Source organism: Blastomonas sp. CCH9-A1 (assembly GCF_001557175.1).
In the GTDB taxonomy this organism is placed as follows: Bacteria; Pseudomonadota; Alphaproteobacteria; order Sphingomonadales; family Sphingomonadaceae; genus Blastomonas; species Blastomonas delafieldii_A.
Genome location: NZ_LSHM01000057.1, coordinates 25,250 through 42,348, shown reverse-complemented (window position 1 = coordinate 42,348; position 17,099 = coordinate 25,250). Strand labels below are relative to the sequence as shown.

Genomic DNA, 17,099 nt, shown 5'->3' with positions numbered 1-17,099 from the left:
CATATGGCCAAATCGATTCTGCTGGTCGAAGACGACCGCGCGATCAGCCAGGTGATCATGGCCGCGCTCGAGGCCGAAGGCTGCAGCGTCGACCATTGCACCTCGATCGCGCGCCGCAACGCGCTGGTCGCAAACAAGCGCTATGCCGCGATCCTGACCGATGTGATGCTCGAGGATGGCGACGGCATCGCGACTCTGGGCAATGTGCTCGAACGCCAACCCGACACGCCGGTCATCGTGCTTTCGGCGCAGAACACGCTCGACACCGCAGTGCGGGCGAGCGAAGCTGGGGCGTACGAATATTTCCCCAAGCCTTTCGATCTCGACGAGCTGATCCGCGCCGTCCTCCAGGCGATCGCGCGCTCCGGTGACATATCGGGCAACGCTGATGCCGACCCCGCCGATAGCGGGCTGCCGCTGGTCGGGCGCAGCGCGCCGATGCAGAACGTGTACCGCATGATCACGCGCGTGTTGCGCAACGACCTGTCGGTACTGATCCTGGGCGAATCCGGCACCGGCAAGGAACTGGTGGCCGAGGCGATCCACCAGCTCGGCCATCGCAAGCAGGGGCCGTTCGTCGCGGTGAACATGGCCGCGATCCCGGCCGAACTCATCGAATCCGAGCTGTTCGGGCATGAAAAGGGCGCGTTCACCGGTGCCGTCGCCCAGTCGATCGGCAAGTTCGAGCAAGCCCATGGCGGCACATTATTCCTCGACGAGATCGGCGACATGCCGATGCAGGCGCAGACGCGGCTGCTGCGTACACTCCAGACGGGCCGCATCACCCGGGTCGGCGGTCATCGCGAGATCGAACTCGATGTGCGCTTCGTGGCGGCGACCAACAAGCCCTTCGGCCCGCTGATCGAGGCAGGGCTGTTCCGCGAGGACCTTTATTACCGCATCAATGTCGTGCCGATCGACCTGCCGCCGCTGCGCGACCGGTTGAGCGACATTCCCGCACTGGTCGACCATTTCTTGGCGCTGGCAGTGCAGGAGGGGCTGCCCCGGCGCAGCTTCGACGACAGCGCCATCGCGGCGATGCAGCGGCGCAACTGGCGCGGCAACGTCCGCGAGCTGCGCAACCTCGTCTTCCGCGCGGTCATCATGAGTCGCGACGACCTGATCACTGCCGATGCGCTGGGCAGCATCTTCGACGAACCCGCGCTCGGCACCGGTGAGATGCGCCGCGAGGAAAGCGATTTCGAACAGGCGGTGAGCCGCTTCCTGCTGACCGAGCGGCCGGAAAACGGCGCCGTCTACGACAAGGCGCTGGCGGCCTTCGAGATTCCGCTACTCCAGGCGATCATGCGCCGCTGCGATGGCAATCAGGTCAAGGCTGCGGCGGTGCTGGGCATCAACCGCAATACGCTGCGCAAGAAACTGGTAGAGCATGGCATGGCAAACGGCGAGCTGCGCTGAAACGGTTGCCAAATGCGGTGATATCCCCCGCATGTGCTGAAAGCTCTTGTATTCCGGCAACGCAACTGTTGTAAACTGAACACTATGCCCGCGTCTGCCGCACAGCTTCCCAACAGAAAGAGTCGTCTGACCCGCCGGTTTGCGGTGATGATGCGCCGAGGCAGCCTGTTTCCTGCGCTCGAGATCGGCTGCGTGCTGTTGCTGATCGGGATGCTCGGCCTGTCCTGGTGGCTGGTGAGCAGCTATCAGGGCCGCGAGGCGATGGTGCCCGCACCGGTCACCGCAACGTTGCTCGTCGCCAATCTGGTGCCTGCGATGGCGCTGCTCGCGCTGATCGGACGGCGTGTCGCGATCAGCCGCGCCAATGCCAGCGGAGAGCAGGGCACCGGCCAGCTCCACGTCCGCTTCGTCGCGCTGTTCTCACTGATCTCGTCGATCCCGATGCTGCTGGTCGTCGTGATCACCTCGCTGCTGTTCCAATATGGCGTCGAGTTCTGGTTTTCCGAACGCGCGCGCACGATGCTGGAAAATGCCAACGATCTGGCGCGCGGCTATTACGAGGAAGGGCGTCGCGACGTCTCTGCCGAGACCGTCGCGATGGCGAGCGACCTGCGCCAATATCTGCAGCAGACGCGGATCGACAGCCCCGAATTCGCCGAGGCCTATGTCTTCCAGGTCGCCGGGCGCAAGATGAACGAGTCGGCGATCGTCGAGGTAGGCGCAGATGGCGTTCTGCGCACCGCCGCGATCGTCGATCCCGACAATCGCACCTCGTCCGACCGCGTCAGCCCGGCGATAATCCGCCAGCTCGACAAGGGCGAGACCGCCGTCGTCTCGGCCGAGGCCGACCGGATCGAGGTGGTGACGCCGATCGATCGCCAGGCCAAGATCTACCTCTATGTCGCGCGCGCCTCGAACCAGCTGGCGCTCAGCCAGTGGGAACGCGCGCAGACGGTGCTGACCGATTACAAGGCGCTGTTCTCGCGCTCGCAGAACCTGCAGGTCCAGTTCAACATCGCGCTGTTCTTTGTCTCGCTGCTGCTCGTTGCGGTGGCGCTCTGGGCGGCGCTCAAGTTCGCCGACCGCATGGTGCGCCCGCTCACCGACATGGCCGGGGCCGCACGCGACATCAGCACCGGCAATTTCGCCATCCGCGTCGATACCGCCAACCGTACCGACGAGGTCGGCGTGCTGGGCCGCGCCTTCAACCGAATGGCGAGCCGCCTTGCCGAGCAGACCTCGGCACTGATCCGCGCGAACAGCCAGCTCGACGATCGCCGCGCCTTTACCGAGGCGGTGCTGGAATCGGTCAGCGCCGGCGTCATCTCGGTCGATCCGATGGGCGTAGTGCGGCTGATGAACAGCACCGCGCAGCGGCTGCTGCAAACCGAGGTCGCGCACTGCCTGGGCTGCACGCTTTCCGACATCGCGCCGCCCTTTGCCCGGCTGGTGGGCGAGGGGACCGAGAAAGCGGTGATCCAGTATTCGCGGGAGAACGATCTGCTCACCCTGGCGGTCCGCGTGGTACGCGAGCCTTATGGCATCGTCATCACCTTCGAGGACATCACCCAGCAACTGGTCGACCAGCGCCAGGCGGCCTGGTCGGACGTTGCGCGGCGGATCGCACACGAGATCAAGAACCCGCTGACCCCGATCCAGCTCGCCGCCGAACGCCTCAAGCGCCGCTATGCCAGCAAGGTGAGCGAGGACGATGCGACCTTCGGCCAGCTGACCGACACGATCGTCCGCCAGGTCGGCGACCTGCGCAACATGGTCGACGAGTTCTCGTCTTTCGCCCGCATGCCCAAGCCGGTGTTCCGCGAAGAGAATTTCTTCGACCTCGTTCGCCAGGCGATCTTCCTGCAGGAGGTCGCGCACCCGGCGATCCGCTTTGCCGCAGACGGCGCGCATGAGGGCAGCGATCTGTGCTGCGACCGTCGCCAGATCGGCCAGGCCGTCACCAACATCCTGAAGAACGCGGTCGAGGCGATCGAGGCGCGGCAGCAGATCGAGCAGGACTATTCCGGCGCCGTCACCGCAACCGTGTTCCGTCAGGAACCGTATCTCGTGCTCACGCTCGACGATAACGGCATCGGCCTGCCCGCAGACCGCGACCGTATTGTCGAACCCTATATGACGACGCGCGAAAAGGGCACGGGCCTGGGCCTCGCTATCGTCAAGAAGATCGTCGAGGAGCATTATGGCGAACTGTCGTTCGAACCCAATGATCAGGGCGGCACGCGGGTGACGATCCGCATGGATACGGTACTGCTCCAGGCCGGCGCGCTGCAGGATCCTGCTTCGGACGATCAGCGTTCCGGCACCGAAAAGATGACCACCATGACTTCGCGACCGGCCCGGGCCCGGGCCGAGCTGAGCCCGACCGCGCAGGACAAGGAAAGCAATTGAACATGCCCCTGGAAATTCTCATCGTCGATGACGAGCGCGACATCCGCGAGCTGGTCTCTGGCGTGCTGGAGGACGAAGGCTATCTCTGCCGTACCGCTGGCGGCAGTGACGAGGCGCTGGCCGCGATCGATGAGCGCCGCCCTTCGCTGGTGCTGCTCGATGTCTGGCTCAAGGGCAGCAAGCTCGACGGGCTCGAACTGCTCGACGAGATAAAGGCACGCGATGCCGACCTTCCGGTGATCATCTTTTCCGGCCATGGCAATATCGACACGGCGGTGTCCGCCATTTCCCGCGGGGCGATGGACTTTATCGAAAAGCCGTTCGAGGCCGAGCGGCTCATCCACATGGTCTCGCGCGGCACCGAGACCGCAAGGCTGCGCCGCGAGAATGCGCAGCTGCGCGAGAAGCTGGGCATCTCGGACGAGCTGACCGGCAATTCGAGCGCGATCAACACCGTGCGCGCCACACTCAAGCGCGTTGCCAATAGCGGCAGTCGCCTTTTGATTACTGGCCCGGCGGGCGTCGGCAAGGAGGTAGCCGCGCGGCTGCTGCACAGCTGGAGCGCGCGTTCGTCGGGCCCGTTCATCACGGTCAACTCGGCGCGGATGACCCCCGACCGGTTCGAGCAGGAGCTGTTCGGCGAGGAGGACCAGGGCAAGCTCGCCACGCCCGGTCTGCTCGAGCGCGCGCATGGCGGCACGCTGTTTCTCGACGAGGTCGCGGACATGCCCGAGTCCACCCAGGCCAAGATCCTGCGCGTGCTGACCGATCAGAGCTTTTCGCGCGTCGGTTCGACGCGGCCGATCAAGGTCGATGTGCGCTTCGTGTCTGCCACCTCGCGCAATCTGGAGAACGAGATTGCCGAGGGGCGCTTCCGCGAAGACCTGTTCTATCGGCTCAATGTGGTGCCGGTGGAAATCCCGGCGCTGACCGACCGCCGCGACGACATTCCCGCGCTGGTCGAACATTATGTCGCCCGCTTTGCCAGCGAGCACGGGATCACCCCGCCCGAGACGAGCAGCGAGGCGATGGCGGCGCTGCAGAGCTATAACTGGCCGGGCAATGTGCGCCAGCTGCGCAACGTCATCGAGCGGACGATCATTCTGGCGCCGCGCGGACGGCTGGCGCGGATCGATGTCGACATGCTGCCGCCCGAGCTGGTGCAGGGCGACGGCGGCCGCGCTGCCGGGATTTCCAGCCTGATGGGGGTGCCGCTGCGCGAGGCGCGCGAGAGCTTCGAGCGCGAATATCTCAAGATCCAGATCCGGCGGTTCTCGGGCAACATCTCGAAGACGGCCGAGTTCATTGGCATGGAGCGATCGGCGTTGCACCGCAAGCTCAAGCTCCTGGGGCTGCACGACCGCTAGAATCCGCGCGAGAAACCGCAAATAGCCGCAAACAGGCCATTGGCGCATTGCAGCATACGCACTATGTATATCGGGCGTCCTCCAAGCGCAGCCGGGTCGGGATGTGTCGCACCGGCTTTTCATAAACTGTGGTGCAACGTCGCCACCAAGACCGGGGGTCAAAAATGACCGAAAAGGCTCAGAACATTCAGGATGTTTTCCTCAACTCCCTGAGAAAATCGAAAATTCCCGTGACCATGTTCCTGGTCAAGGGCGTGAAACTGCAGGGCATCGTCACCTGGTTCGACAATTTCTCGGTGATGCTCCGCCGCGACGGCCAATCGCAGCTGGTCTACAAGCATGCGATTTCCACCGTGATGCCGGCCCAGCCGATTGACCTGGGCATGTTTGCCGGGCTGATGGGTGCCAAGAGCGCGAAAAACCGCAACCTTCAGGAAGTGTTCCTGCGCACCGTGCAGGAAACAGGCGTTCCGGTAACCATGTTCCTGATTAACGGCGTGATGCTGCAGGGCAAGGTCGCCGCCTATGACCTGTTCTGCATGCTGCTGGAACGCGAAGGCATGGCGCAGCTGGCCTACAAGCATGCGGTTTCGACCGTGCAGCCCAATGCGCCGATCGACCTGACCGGCGACTGGGGCGATGCCGAAGGCGATGATGACTGACCTCGTGGACTGCGGGGCGGACAAGGATAGATTTGACATTTGACCGACCCGCAGACCCTTGAATTCGCGCGCGGTGCCCGCGCCGTGATTGCCTATCCCGATCTTGGCCGCCGCGGCTCCGTGGATGCTGACGCTCGTCTGGACGAGGCGAGGGGGCTGGCGCTCGCCATCGGCATCCAGGTGTGCGCCGCTCATGCCTTCCGCATCCGCACCGCCCGGCCCGCCACGCTGTTCGGCGGCGGTCAGGTCGAGATCATCGCGCACAGCCTGGAGGACGAGAAGGCCGAACTGCTGATCGTCGATGGAAGCCTGTCCGCGATCCAGCAGCGCAATCTGGAGGAACGGCTCAAGGTCAAGGTCATCGACCGCACCGGCCTGATCCTCGAAATCTTCGGCGAGCGCGCCGCGACGGCCGAAGGCCGCTTGCAGGTCGAACTGGCGCATCTGGATTATCAGGCAGGGCGGCTGGTGCGCAGCTGGACCCATCTCGAGCGCCAGCGCGGCGGTTTCGGCTTTCTCGGCGGCCCCGGCGAAACGCAGATCGAGGCTGACCGCCGGATGATCCGCGACCGGATGGCCAAGCTGCGCCGCGAACTCGAACAGGTCAAGCGCACGCGCGGGCTGCATCGCGAACGGCGACAAAAGGCGCCCTGGCCGGTCGTCGCGCTGGTCGGCTATACCAATGCGGGCAAATCGACGTTGTTCAACCGGCTGACCAATGCCGGCGTGATGGCCGAAGATCTGCTGTTCGCGACGCTCGATCCGACGATGCGCGCGATCCGGCTCGACGGGGTCGAGAAGGTTATCTTGTCCGATACCGTGGGCTTCGTCTCGGACCTTCCGACCGAGCTGGTCGCTGCCTTCCGCGCGACGCTCGAAGAGGTGCTCTCGGCCGATCTCATCATCCATGTCCGCGACATGTCGCATCCCGAGGCAGACATGCAGGCGCAGTCGGTCGAGACGATCCTCGCCGATCTCGGAATGGAACTCGATCCGGTGCTGGCGGGCGAGGGGCTTGCCGTGCCGCTGATCGAGGCATGGAACAAATGGGATGTCCTGGACGAGGAAACCCGCGACCGGCTGATCGCCACCGCGCCGCGCGACCGAACGGTCTGCCCGATGTCGGCGCTGACCGGTGAAGGCGTTTCCGAACTGCTGCGCGCAGCATCGCAGGCGCTGGTCATCGGTCACCGTGTGCACGACGTGACCTTGCCGCGCCATGACGGCCAACGTATCGCCTGGCTGCACCAGCATGGCGAGGTACTCGACAGCCGCGAGCAGGGGGATGATCTGGCGCTTTCAGTGCGCCTGTCGGACAAGGACTGGGGGCGATTCCAGGCGCTATAGCTTGTTCTCGCCCTGCTTGGCGCGCTGCCACACGGCTTCCTTGTCATCGAGCGAAAGCTCGGCAAAGCCGTCGCCAGCGATCGCTTCCATCGCGCGGAAGCGGCGTTCGAACTTGGCGTTGGCGGCGCGCAGCGCATCCTCGGCGCTGACGCCCATGTGGCGGACCGCATTGACCGCAGCGAACAACAGGTCTCCGGCTTCCTCGGTCCTGTCGGCCTCGGTCTCGGCATCGAGCAGTTCCTCGATCTCCTCGCCGATCTTCTCGATCGCACCCATGACATCGGGCCAGTCGAACCCGGTGCGCGCGGCGCGCTTCTGCAGCTTCTGCGCGCGCATCAATGCGGGCAGCGCCAGCGCGACGCCATCCATCGCGCTCTCCGCACCGCCTCTGCTGCGCTCCTCGGCCTTGATCGCTTCCCAGTCCCAGTTCTCGACCGACTGGTCTGCGAAGATGTGCGGATGCCGCCGCACCATCTTGTCGCTGATCGAGGCGATCACATCGGCGACCGAGAAATGCCCGGCTTCCTCGGCCATGCGGCTGTGGAACACGACCTGCAGCAGCAGATCGCCAAGCTCGTCCTTGAGCGCGGCCATATCGGCGCGCGCGATGGCATCGGAAACCTCATAGGCTTCCTCGATCGTGTACGGCGCAATCGTCTCGAACGTCTGCTCGATATCCCAGGGACAACCGTGCTCCTTGTCGCGCAGCCGCGCCATGATCGCCACCAACCGGTCGAGAGGCACCGACGATTGGGGGGAAGCGCTGGACGGAACGGTCTGGTCGGTCATGAGCATAAGTCCGATAATATATATTATGTTAAATTAACTGACATTCAGTGGCTGTGCTGGCGCGGCACCAATATCATGCTGCTCCCCTCGACGCGCCAGCTTTCCAGCTCCGACAGAAAGTTCATGCCGAGCAGATTGGTCTCGCCGAGCCCGTCCGAAATCAGCACGTCATGACCGCGCATCGCCAGCGACCCGACGCGCAGGTCCGCGATTGTCGCGCGGTCCGCCTCGACCATGCCGTTGGCGGTATCGATCACGGTCTTGAGGCCCAAACCGCTCGGTGCGACCCCGGCAGCCTGGGCCGCCTCGGCCGAGATCGCGGTGAACGTCGCGCCGCTATCGACCATGAACCGCATAGGACGCCCGTTGACTTCGGCGCTAACCCAGAAATGGCCGTCCTCGCTCTTGCGCAAGGTCATTGGCTCGCCCGTGATCTCCGGTTCGCTGGCGAGCCCCAGCTCGCCGGTGATGCGCTGCCAGATCAGCTTCATTTCGGGGCGAAAGCTCACCAACAAAAAGATCAGCGCGAAAATGCCGATCCAGGCCAAGGCCATCTTGATCGTCTGGCCGATGGGCAGCGCTCGCGAGATCAGCGCGCTGCCGACCAGGACCAGCAGCATCAGGCTGTAGACCAGGCTGGCGGTATCGCCCTCGCTCATGCCGCGATCCGGGCCAGATCGACGACCAGCCCGTCAAAACCTGGCTCGACGCCTTCGGGCAGCTCCAGGCAGAGCGCGGCATAATCCAGCGTCTTGTCCATATGCGTCAGCACCGTGTGCCGCGCGCCGCATCGCTCCGCCAGGTCAAGCGCCATCGGCAGGCTGGCATGCGTCGGGTGCTTTTCGTGCCGCAGGCAATCGGTGATCAGCAGATCGCAACCGGTATAGAGCGCAACCATCTCGTCGGTGACATGGCTGAAATCGGTGGCATAGACGATCGACTGATCGTGCAGGTCGAAGCGCAGCCCGGTCGACAGCACCGGTCCGTGCGGCTGATCGACCGTGCGCACGGTCAGCCCGCAGATCGCCTGTTCGTCGCCGAGTGCGGCTGCCGAAACGGTGGCAGGATAACCGTCACCTCCTTCGAAAACATAGTCGAAACGGGTGACAAGGCTCTGCAGCGTATAGTCTTTGGCAAAGCCCGCGATCGGCTGGCGCGTGCGGTGAAACAGCGCGCGCAGATCGTCGATCCCGTGCGTATGATCGGCATGATCATGCGTCCAGATGACCGCATCGAGCGCGCCTATATGTTCGCGCAGCAGCTGGTGACGAAGATCGGGCGACGTATCGACCAGGATGCGCTGGCCATCATGCTCGATGATGATCGAGACACGCGACCGGCAATTGCGCGGATTGGACGGGTCGCAGGCACCCCAGTCATTGCCGATGCGCGGCACCCCGCCCGAGGTACCGCAACCGAGCAGGATCGCCTTCACGGACGCGCCCGGCTGAACAGCGCGTAGAAATTGCGCGAGGTGTTCTCGCACAGATGCTCATAGCTCTCGCCGCGCAGCTCCGCGAGAAAGCGGGCGGTATCGGCGACAAAGGCCGGTTCGCCCTGCTTGCCGCGGTGCGGAACGGGCGCCAGGAACGGTGCGTCGGTTTCCACCAGCAACCGGTCTGAAGGAATGTCCTTAGCAACGGCAGCCAAATCCTTGGCATTCTTGAACGTGACAATGCCCGAGATCGAGATCGACAAGCCCATGGCGAGCACCTTGGCGGCAAAATCGGCGCTGGCGGTGAAACAGTGGATCAGGGCCGGGAAGGCCCCCTTCCCCATTTCCTCGGCCAGGATCGCCGCCGTATCGTCCTCGGCATCGCGGGTATGGATGATCAGCGGCAGGCCGGTCTGGCGCGATGCGGCGATATGCGCGCGGAAACAGCGGCGCTGCTCGTCGCGATCGGATTTGTCGTAATAATAATCGAGGCCGGTCTCCCCGATCCCGATCACGCGCTCATCGCTCGCTGCGCGTTCCACCAGACGGGCCGTGTCCATGTCAGGATGCGCATCAGCCTCGTGCGGATGGATGCCGATACTCGCCCAGACATCGGCCTCGCGATGCGCGGTGGCGGTCACGTCATCCCATTCGCTGGCGCGGGTCGAGATGTTGAGCATGGCCATGACACCAGAGGCGCGCGCACGTTCCAGCAGCACCGCCTGCTGCTCGGCCATGCCCTTGTAATTGAGGTGGCAGTGCGAATCGACGAGCATCAGGCGGCGTCTTCCGCGGGCAGTTCGATGCGCGGGAACAGCGGCTTGGGCGTAGCGATCACGAAATCGCTTTCGGCGAGCGGCGAGTACCAGTGCGACCCCATGCCAGCGATGCTGCGCACGTCATCGGGCACGCCCATATGATCGAGCAGTGCCTTGGCGCTGCCGGGGATCACCGGCGAAATCGCGATCGCAAGCTGTGCGATGGCAATATAGAGCGTCGCGAGAACGGTCTGCATGCGTTCCGGATCGGTCTTCTTCAGCGCCCAGGGGGCCTGTTCGTCGACATAGGCGTTGCACGCGAACACCGCGCGCATCCAGGCTTCCAGCCCCTGCGACAGTGCCAGCTCGCCGAACGCCCTGGGCAGATCACGCTGGAGCGCCTCTTCCAGCGTCGCAAACAGCGCCTCGTCAGCAGGCGTGTGACCGTGCACCGCCGGAAGGGCGCCATCGAGATTCTTGGCGATGAAGCTCAAGATCCGCTGTGCGAGATTGCCGAAGCTGTTGGCAAGATCGGCATTGGCGCGCTGCGCGATGGCCTCGGGCGAATAGCTGCCATCCTGACCGAAGCTGACTTCGCGCAGCAGGAAATAGCGCAGCTGATCGACCCCGAACGCGTCGGCCAGCGCGATCGGATCGACGACATTGCCGAGAGATTTCGACATCTTCTCGCCCTTGTTGAGCAGGAAGCCATGGCCGAAGACCTGCTTGGGCACCGCAATCCCGGCGCTCATCAGGAAGGCGGGCCAATAGACCGCGTGGAAGCGCACGATATCCTTGCCGATCAGGTGCAGGTCCGCCGGCCAGTATTTCATCAGCGGATTGTCCGCATCGGGATAACCAAGCCCGGTCAAATAGTTGGTCAGCGCATCGACCCATACGTACATGACATGCCCGTCGCTGCCCGGCACCTTGACGCCCCAGTCGAAGCTGGTGCGCGAAACCGAGAGCGGGCGCAGGCCCGATTTGACGAAGCTGACGATCTCGTTGCGGCGGCTGTCGGGCTGGAGGAATTCGGGATGCTCCTCGTAAAGCGCGAGCAGCTTGTCCTGATACTGGTCGAGCCGGAAGAACCAGCTTTCCTCGACCGTCCATTCGACCGGCGTGCCCTGCGGAGAGACCTTGCCCCCCTGCCCGTCATCGACCAGCTCGTCCTCGCCATAATAGGCCTCGTCGCGGACCGAATACCAGCCTTCGTAGCGGTCGAGATACAGGTCGCCATTGGCCTCCATCGCCTGCCAGATCGCCTGGCTGGCGCGATGATGATCGTCCTCAGACGTCTGAATGAAGCGATCATAGCTGACGTCAAGTCTGTCGCACATCTGCTTGAAATATTGCGACATCTCGTCCGCCAGAGCACGTGGCGTGGTGTCCAGCTCACGCGCCTTTTGCAGCATCTTGAGGCCGTGCACGTCGGTGCCGGTCTGGAAGCGCACGTCGCGCCCCATCAGCCGCTGAAAGCGCGCGATAACGTCTGCGGCGATCGCCTCATAGGCATGGCCGATATGCGGGCGACCGTTGGGATAGCTGATCGCGGTGGTGATATAATAAGGCTCGCCCATGGCGGTGTTGTCTGCCGTTTCTTGTGAGGTTGGCGGGTTATGAGCGCCTATCTAGGCGGGGCCAGCCGTGCCAGCAAGCTGCCAATTTGGAACGCCACCGCCGAGGCATCGAGATTGAGCACCACCGCGCGCGAGGCGAGCGCGCCGATCTCCTGCCAGGCCGCGATCGCGCCCGGCAGCCGCTCGTCGCGCAGATCGCGAATGCGCCGGGCCGCGAAGCGCGGCGCATAGGCGAGCAGCGCCTGAAACCGGTCGCGATTGGCCTTGTTCGCCACCAGCGCGCCCAGTGCCAGCCGCGCCCGATGCGTGCCGTCGCCATGATCGGCAATCTCGCTGAGCAGCGCGTCTATCTTCGCCATGTCGAGCCCGGCAAAGCTCAGCGCCTGCCCCGGCGCGCCCTGGCCCAGCCGCACCAGCGCCGCAATCTCGCTCTCGGGCAATTCGGGCCGCGCGGCGCGCAACGCATCGGCCATTTCGGCATCGTCGAGCGCGGGAAAGTCGAGCACCAGGCAGCGTGAACGGATCGTCGGCAGCAAGCGACCCGGATTGTGCGCGATCAGCAGGAAGACCGTGTCCGCAGGCGGCTCCTCCAGGCTCTTGAGCAGCGCATTGGCCGCGTTGCGCTCCATCAGGTCGGCGGAGTCGAAGATGATCACGCGGCGGTCGGCCAGACTGGGGCGGACGGTGAGCCGCTTCTGCAAGGACCGGATCTGGTCGACCTTGATGTTGCGCGCGGTCTCGAACGGCTTGCCGTCCTCGGCCTTGCGCGCCTCCTTGTCATCCTTGGGTCCCAGTGTGATGTAATGGCAGTCAGGGTGCTTGTCCTGCAGCAGCAGTCGCCCCGACGGGCTATCCATATCGCCATCAAAATGGTCGACCCGATGATCGGGCGAGCGCGTCAGCAGATGCGCGGCGGCTGCGAGCGCGAAGCTGCGCTTGCCGATCCCCTCGGGCCCGGCGAGCAGCCAGCCATGGTGCAGCCGCCGGGCCTGAAACGCGCGCAGCAGCGTCGTTTCCGGCTCGGCATGGCCTTTCCAATGTGCGGTAGACGCCTTCATGACGTCATGCCATCAGCGGCTGCAGGGCGGCGACGATGCGCGCATGCACCTGCTCGCTCGGACCGCTGGCGTCGATGATGCGAAACCGTTGCGGCTCGGCCTCGGCAAAGCTGCGGAAAGCTGCAACGACCCTGGCATGATATGCGGCATCGCGCCCACCGATCCGGTCGCTGTTCGCGCCGTCACGGGCCATGGCGCGCCGCGCGGCCTCTTCCGCAGGCAGTTCGAGCAGGATCGTGCAGTCGGGCAGATAGCCTTCCGACCCGAACCGGTGCAGCGAGAGGATCGCCTCGTCACCCAGGCCGCCCGCGACGCCCTGATAGGCACGGCTGCTATCGATGAACCGGTCGGAAATCACCCATCCCCCCGCCTCGACCGCCGGGCGGATCAGCCTTGCGACGTGGTCGGCGCGCGCTGCGGCAAAGAGCAAGGCTTCGCTCCGCGCGTTCCAGCGGTCCGCCCCGCCCTCTAGCAGCAGCTTGCGGATCGCCTCGGCGCTGTCGGTGCCGCCGGGTTCGCGCGTCAGCGTGATCTCGCGGCCCTCGCGCCTCACCCAATCGGCGAGCAGGCGAATCTGGGTGGACTTTCCCACCGCCTCGCCGCCTTCGATCGAGATGAAGCGCCCCCGCATCGCCGGTCAGGCGCCGAAGAAGGACAGGATACCGGCCCAGATGCGTCCGAAAAAGCCTGCCTCCTCGACCGCTTCACCCGCCACCAGCGGCATCACCTGGCGCTGCATGTCGGGGGCGGACACGATCAGGCTCGCGACCTGCTGGCCCTTGGCGATCGGCGCCTTGAGCGGGCCCTGATAGACGACCTTGAGCGAGACCTTGTCGGTATCCGCGGTGCGCGGCAGCGTCAGCGCCAGATCGCGCGGCGCGACGAGTGGCAATTCGCGCATGCTGCCCTGCTGCACCGGTGCGGTATCGACGGTCTTGCCCTTGGTGAACAGCGGCACCGACTTCCACGCCTTGAAGCCCCAGTTCATGAAGCGGACCGATTCATCGACCCGCCCGTTGAAACTATCGAGACCTGCGACGACCATGACCAGACGGCGGCCATTCTGTTCAGCCGAGCCGGTAAAGCCATAGCCCGCCTCGTCGGTATGCCCGGTCTTCAGGCCATCGGCTCCGGCCACCTTGCCGAGCAGTGGATCGCGATTGGGCTGGGTGATGCCGTTCCAGGTGAAGCTGCCCTTCGAATAGAAGCGCTTGTACAGCTTGGGGTGATTGCGGATCGTCGCGGTGGCGAGCGTCGCCAGATCGCGCGCGGTCACCTGGGTCACCCCCTCATCGGGCCAGCCGTTGCTGTTGCCGAAGCGGCTGTTGGCAAGGCCGATTTCCTTCGCCTTCTTGTTCATCATGTCGACGAACGCCTCTTCGGACCCGGCAATGCCTTCGGCGAGCACGACACAGGCATCATTGCCCGACAGCGTGACGATGCCATCGAGCAGGTCGGCCACCGTGACCTTGCTGCCGACCGCCAGGAACATGCTCGACCCCTGGTTGTTCCATTTCTTCCAGGTTTCGGCGGAGACCGGCAGTGTCTGGTCGAGCTTCAGCTCACCCTTCTTGATCAGGTCGAACGCGACATAGACCGTCATCATCTTGGCCATCGACGCGGGCGGAATCTGCTTGTCGGCATCGCGCGAGAACAGGACCGCACCCGACGACAGGTCGGTCATATAGGCGATGGGGGCTTCGGAGACATAAGAGGGGGCAGCAGCTGCCAGCGGCGTCGCGAGCAGCGAAAACAGGGTAAGACCGAGAATCGGGGTTTTCATGCGTTATCCATGGTGTGCGTGTTGCAGGGACGCAGGCCTTTGACTGGCCCGTCTGTGTCAGCGACCGGAGTCCTGCTGAATCTGTACTCCCTGATAGCCTTTCCGCCTGGCCAGTGTAACCCCCTGCTGCGCGGCATTTGCATCAGGATAGGGTCCATAGCGGACACGAAACAGCTTGCCATCGGCGCTCGCGACGGTCTTGGCGCCGATCCGCTTCGCCAGTTCGTCAGCCCGCGCCTTGGAAGAGAAGGATGCGACCTGGACGAAGTAGGAGCCGGCCGACGCCGCTGCTGGCGGCGCAGGAGGCGCGGGGGCGAGCGTCGCGCGATTATCGCCGGTGCTGTTCTCGGCCATCTGCGGCCGGCCGCCCCTGCCCCCATTTTCGCCTTCGACGATGAAGCGGTCGCCGCCTTGCGTGCGGGGAGTCGGCAGCGGGAGTTTGGCTGCGGGTTTGGCGGCAGGCTTCGCCGCTGCTGCCGGGATAGGGGCGGCAGGAACAGGCTTGCCCTCAGGGCTGGGCTTGGCGTCTGCGTCCGCCACGGCCGCTGCCGGCGCGGCCTCTGCCGCCGGGATCGTCGCCAGATTGGCGGGCTTCGGCTTGCCGTCGAGCTTGCGGCGCAGCGGCACCAGCAGCGATTCGGGCGTATCCATTCGCGCCGCGACTTCCTGGCCCTGGCGCAGCCTCGCGCGCTCGGCCTCGGGCGGATTGACCCGTCGTACGCGCACCGCAAAGGAGCCCTGCCCCAGCACACCCAGCTGGCGCGCTGCGCCCTGCGACAGATCGAGCAGACGCTCGGGCGCCACGGGTCCGCGATCGTTGAGCCGGACCAGGATGGTCTTGCCGGTGTCGAGTGCGGTTACCTCGACATAGCTGGGCAGCGGCAATGTGCGATGCGCGCCGCTGATCGCTTCGGGATTGAACGTTTCGCCATTGGCGGTGCTGCGCCCGTTCAGCTCCTGCCCGTACCAGCTGGCATAGCCGGTTTCGTCATAATTGAAGGCGTCGGAAGGCGTGTAAGTGATGCCGCCGAGCTGATACGGCTCGCCCAGCTTCACCGGATAGTCGGTGACACCGCCTGCGATTTTGGGCGGCGCGGTCTCGAGGCTGCGCGTGACGGTGCTGCCCCCGCCGCAGCCGGTCAACGCGAGGCTAAGCCCTGCCCCGGCGATCATCCAGTTCCTCATCCCGCTTCCCCCTTTGCCCGGCCGCTCAATTGCGCACGCCGTCCGCCAGCAATCCTACCGACATCGCATAGTAATTGGAGCAATTATAATCGAGAATCGCCCGATAGTTGCGCGTCAGAAGATAGCCCTGCGCATCGAGCCCCGGCGTGATCAGCAGCGAGGCCTTGATCCTGTCGTCGCCGGGCCACACGCCGCCGCGCGGCACCACGCCCAGCGCCTTCCATTCACGCAGCGTCTTCCATTCACTGTGCCGTTCGATGGCACGTGCACATTTTGTCACGGTCTCACGATTGGCAATGGCCGCCGGATTGATCGTGGAAGGAATCGAGACGGCAAAGCCCCAGGGTTCGCCGCGCTGCCAGCCGGCCGCGACCATGTAATTGGCGATCGAGGCAAAGGCATCCGCACGGCTCGACCAGATTTCCGCCTTGCCGTCGCCATCCCCGTCCTTGGCAAGCTTGAGATAGACCGAGGGCAGAAACTGCGGATAGCCGAAAGCACCGGCATAGCTGCCGCGCAGTACCGCGCGTGGCACGCCGAGATCGACCATCTTGAGCACCGCGATCAGCTCGCCCTCGAACAGGTCGCGCCTGCGCCCTTCATAAGCCAGCGTCGCCAGCGCGCGCGGCAGGTCGGTCTTGCCCAGCAGCGTGCCGTAGTTGGTCTCATGCCCGAAGATCGCGACCATGATCGAGGCCGGCACCCCGGTCTTCTGTTCGATCGCGACCAGCCGGGCAGCTTCGTCGGCATAGACCTGCTGGCCCTGGCGAATCTTCGCGGCGTTGATGCGCTTGGCCATTTCGGGACCGAATGAGGGGAAACTCTGCCCGGGGGGAGTCGGCGCGAAACGGCGATCGAGCGCGGCCACGCTTTCGTCGAAGCTCAGCGTCGGCAGCACAGCATCGATCGTCCGCTGCGACACGCCCTCGCGCCGCGCGCGGGTGGCGACACTGTCGAGATAGCGCCGGAAACCCTGGGTCTGTGCCGCCTGCGCCTCCGCGCCCGGCAAGGGCTGGACGATCTCGCGCTGCGCCGTGCTGGGACTGCCGCAGGCGAGCAGGGCGGCGGTGCTGATGACGGCGCATGCGCGCACGGCAGCCGTGTGTACGATATTGAATTTCATGCGATACTCCCAGGGGCGGTTGTGCCACCAAGCCGGTGCGGGGGAAAGGGCACAGATCATGCACCCATCCCGCCATGGCCACGCTTGACCGGCGCTCAACCACGCGCGCATGCCGCCAGCAAGTTTCGCTTTCCAGATTTTACCACCTCGGCTAACAACCGCGCCGCACACCGGGCCCGCACTG

At 64.8% G+C, this 17,099-nt stretch carries 15 protein-coding genes; 5 read left to right on the top strand and 10 right to left on the bottom strand.

The annotated features are described in order from the left end of the window. Positions 1-3: 3 nt before the first annotated feature. From AX725_RS15100 to hflX, 5 genes are all read left to right on the top strand, one after another. The gene (locus tag AX725_RS15100; RefSeq protein WP_060979112.1) at positions 4-1,419 is read left to right on the top strand and encodes a sigma-54-dependent transcriptional regulator; all 1,416 of its coding nucleotides are present in this window, start codon (positions 4-6) and stop codon (positions 1,417-1,419) included. Between the two features lie 147 nt (positions 1,420-1,566). Further along, entirely contained in the window at positions 1,567-3,828 is a 2,262-nt protein-coding gene (locus tag AX725_RS15095; RefSeq protein ID WP_230962447.1) for a sensor histidine kinase, read from the top strand. A gap of 2 nt (positions 3,829-3,830) precedes the next feature. Further along, the gene (gene ntrX, locus AX725_RS15090) at positions 3,831-5,195 is read left to right on the top strand and encodes a nitrogen assimilation response regulator NtrX (RefSeq protein ID WP_060979110.1); all 1,365 of its coding nucleotides are present in this window, start codon (positions 3,831-3,833) and stop codon (positions 5,193-5,195) included. A gap of 131 nt (positions 5,196-5,326) precedes the next feature. Then, the gene (hfq, locus tag AX725_RS15085) at positions 5,327-5,857 is read left to right on the top strand and encodes an RNA chaperone Hfq (RefSeq protein WP_269454097.1); all 531 of its coding nucleotides are present in this window, start codon (positions 5,327-5,329) and stop codon (positions 5,855-5,857) included. A gap of 39 nt (positions 5,858-5,896) precedes the next feature. Beyond that, positions 5,897-7,204: a GTPase HflX gene (gene hflX / locus AX725_RS15080; protein WP_060979109.1), complete on the top strand. Its 1,308-nt coding sequence runs from the start codon at positions 5,897-5,899 to the stop codon at positions 7,202-7,204. Here hflX and mazG read toward each other — a convergent pair. From mazG to AX725_RS15030, 10 genes are read right to left on the bottom strand one after another with little or no spacing between them, the layout of a single operon-like run. After that, the gene (mazG, locus tag AX725_RS15075; RefSeq protein WP_060979133.1) at positions 7,199-7,993 is read right to left on the bottom strand and encodes a nucleoside triphosphate pyrophosphohydrolase; all 795 of its coding nucleotides are present in this window, start codon (positions 7,991-7,993) and stop codon (positions 7,199-7,201) included. The genes hflX and mazG overlap by 6 nt on opposite strands. A 44-nt stretch (positions 7,994-8,037) precedes the next feature. Beyond that, complete coding sequence (locus AX725_RS15070; RefSeq protein WP_060979108.1) at positions 8,038-8,652, bottom strand: retropepsin-like aspartic protease family protein; 615 nt, start codon at positions 8,650-8,652, stop codon at positions 8,038-8,040. Next, positions 8,649-9,428, bottom strand: a complete 780-nt coding sequence (locus AX725_RS15065; protein ID WP_060979107.1) for an MBL fold metallo-hydrolase — start codon at positions 9,426-9,428, stop codon at positions 8,649-8,651. The genes AX725_RS15070 and AX725_RS15065 overlap by 4 nt, the downstream gene beginning before the upstream one ends. Further along, positions 9,425-10,204 carry a TatD family hydrolase gene (locus AX725_RS15060; protein WP_060979106.1) on the bottom strand — a complete coding sequence of 260 codons (780 nt, stop codon included), beginning with the start codon at positions 10,202-10,204 and terminating at the stop codon, positions 9,425-9,427. The genes AX725_RS15065 and AX725_RS15060 overlap by 4 nt, the downstream gene beginning before the upstream one ends. After that, a complete protein-coding gene (gene metG / locus AX725_RS15055; protein ID WP_060979105.1) occupies positions 10,204-11,766 on the bottom strand; it encodes a methionine--tRNA ligase in 1,563 nt (520 codons plus the stop codon). The genes AX725_RS15060 and metG overlap by 1 nt, the downstream gene beginning before the upstream one ends. Positions 11,767-11,813: 47 nt before the next feature. Beyond that, positions 11,814-12,824 (bottom strand): DNA polymerase III delta subunit-related protein, encoded by a 1,011-nt coding sequence (locus AX725_RS15050; protein WP_060979104.1) that lies wholly within the window; start codon positions 12,822-12,824, stop codon positions 11,814-11,816. Positions 12,825-12,828: 4 nt separating this feature from the next. Beyond that, positions 12,829-13,455: a dTMP kinase gene (tmk, locus tag AX725_RS15045; protein WP_060979103.1), complete on the bottom strand. Its 627-nt coding sequence runs from the start codon at positions 13,453-13,455 to the stop codon at positions 12,829-12,831. A 6-nt stretch (positions 13,456-13,461) separates the two neighbouring features. Beyond that, positions 13,462-14,607 (bottom strand): D-alanyl-D-alanine carboxypeptidase family protein, encoded by a 1,146-nt coding sequence (locus AX725_RS15040; RefSeq protein WP_060979102.1) that lies wholly within the window; start codon positions 14,605-14,607, stop codon positions 13,462-13,464. Positions 14,608-14,664: 57 nt separating this feature from the next. Then, positions 14,665-15,792 carry a septal ring lytic transglycosylase RlpA family protein gene (locus AX725_RS15035; RefSeq protein ID WP_067513690.1) on the bottom strand — a complete coding sequence of 376 codons (1,128 nt, stop codon included), beginning with the start codon at positions 15,790-15,792 and terminating at the stop codon, positions 14,665-14,667. 25 nt (positions 15,793-15,817) lie between these two features. Then, entirely contained in the window at positions 15,818-16,915 is a 1,098-nt protein-coding gene (locus AX725_RS15030; RefSeq protein ID WP_082730667.1) for a lytic murein transglycosylase, read from the bottom strand. Positions 16,916-17,099: the final 184 nt, after the last annotated feature.

Bases quoted from the DNA above. Each gene is read 5' to 3' on its own strand.
- AX725_RS15095 (WP_230962447.1), top strand. From the start codon at position 1,567: ATGATGCGCCGAGGCAGCCTGTTTCCTGCGCTCGAGATCGGCTGCGTG.
- AX725_RS15100 (WP_060979112.1), top strand. From the start codon at position 4: ATGGCCAAATCGATTCTGCTGGTCGAAGACGACCGCGCGATCAGCCAG.
- AX725_RS15035 (WP_067513690.1), bottom strand. From the start codon at position 15,792: ATGAGGAACTGGATGATCGCCGGGGCAGGGCTTAGCCTCGCGTTGACC.
- AX725_RS15050 (WP_060979104.1), bottom strand. From the start codon at position 12,824: ATGAAGGCGTCTACCGCACATTGGAAAGGCCATGCCGAGCCGGAAACG.
- AX725_RS15030 (WP_082730667.1), bottom strand. From the start codon at position 16,915: ATGAAATTCAATATCGTACACACGGCTGCCGTGCGCGCATGCGCCGTC.
- AX725_RS15040 (WP_060979102.1), bottom strand. From the start codon at position 14,607: ATGAAAACCCCGATTCTCGGTCTTACCCTGTTTTCGCTGCTCGCGACG.
- AX725_RS15060 (WP_060979106.1), bottom strand. From the start codon at position 10,204: ATGCTCGTCGATTCGCACTGCCACCTCAATTACAAGGGCATGGCCGAG.
- ntrX (WP_060979110.1), top strand. From the start codon at position 3,831: ATGCCCCTGGAAATTCTCATCGTCGATGACGAGCGCGACATCCGCGAG.
- tmk (WP_060979103.1), bottom strand. From the start codon at position 13,455: ATGCGGGGGCGCTTCATCTCGATCGAAGGCGGCGAGGCGGTGGGAAAG.
- mazG (WP_060979133.1), bottom strand. From the start codon at position 7,993: ATGACCGACCAGACCGTTCCGTCCAGCGCTTCCCCCCAATCGTCGGTG.
- AX725_RS15070 (WP_060979108.1), bottom strand. From the start codon at position 8,652: ATGAGCGAGGGCGATACCGCCAGCCTGGTCTACAGCCTGATGCTGCTG.
- metG (WP_060979105.1), bottom strand. From the start codon at position 11,766: ATGGGCGAGCCTTATTATATCACCACCGCGATCAGCTATCCCAACGGT.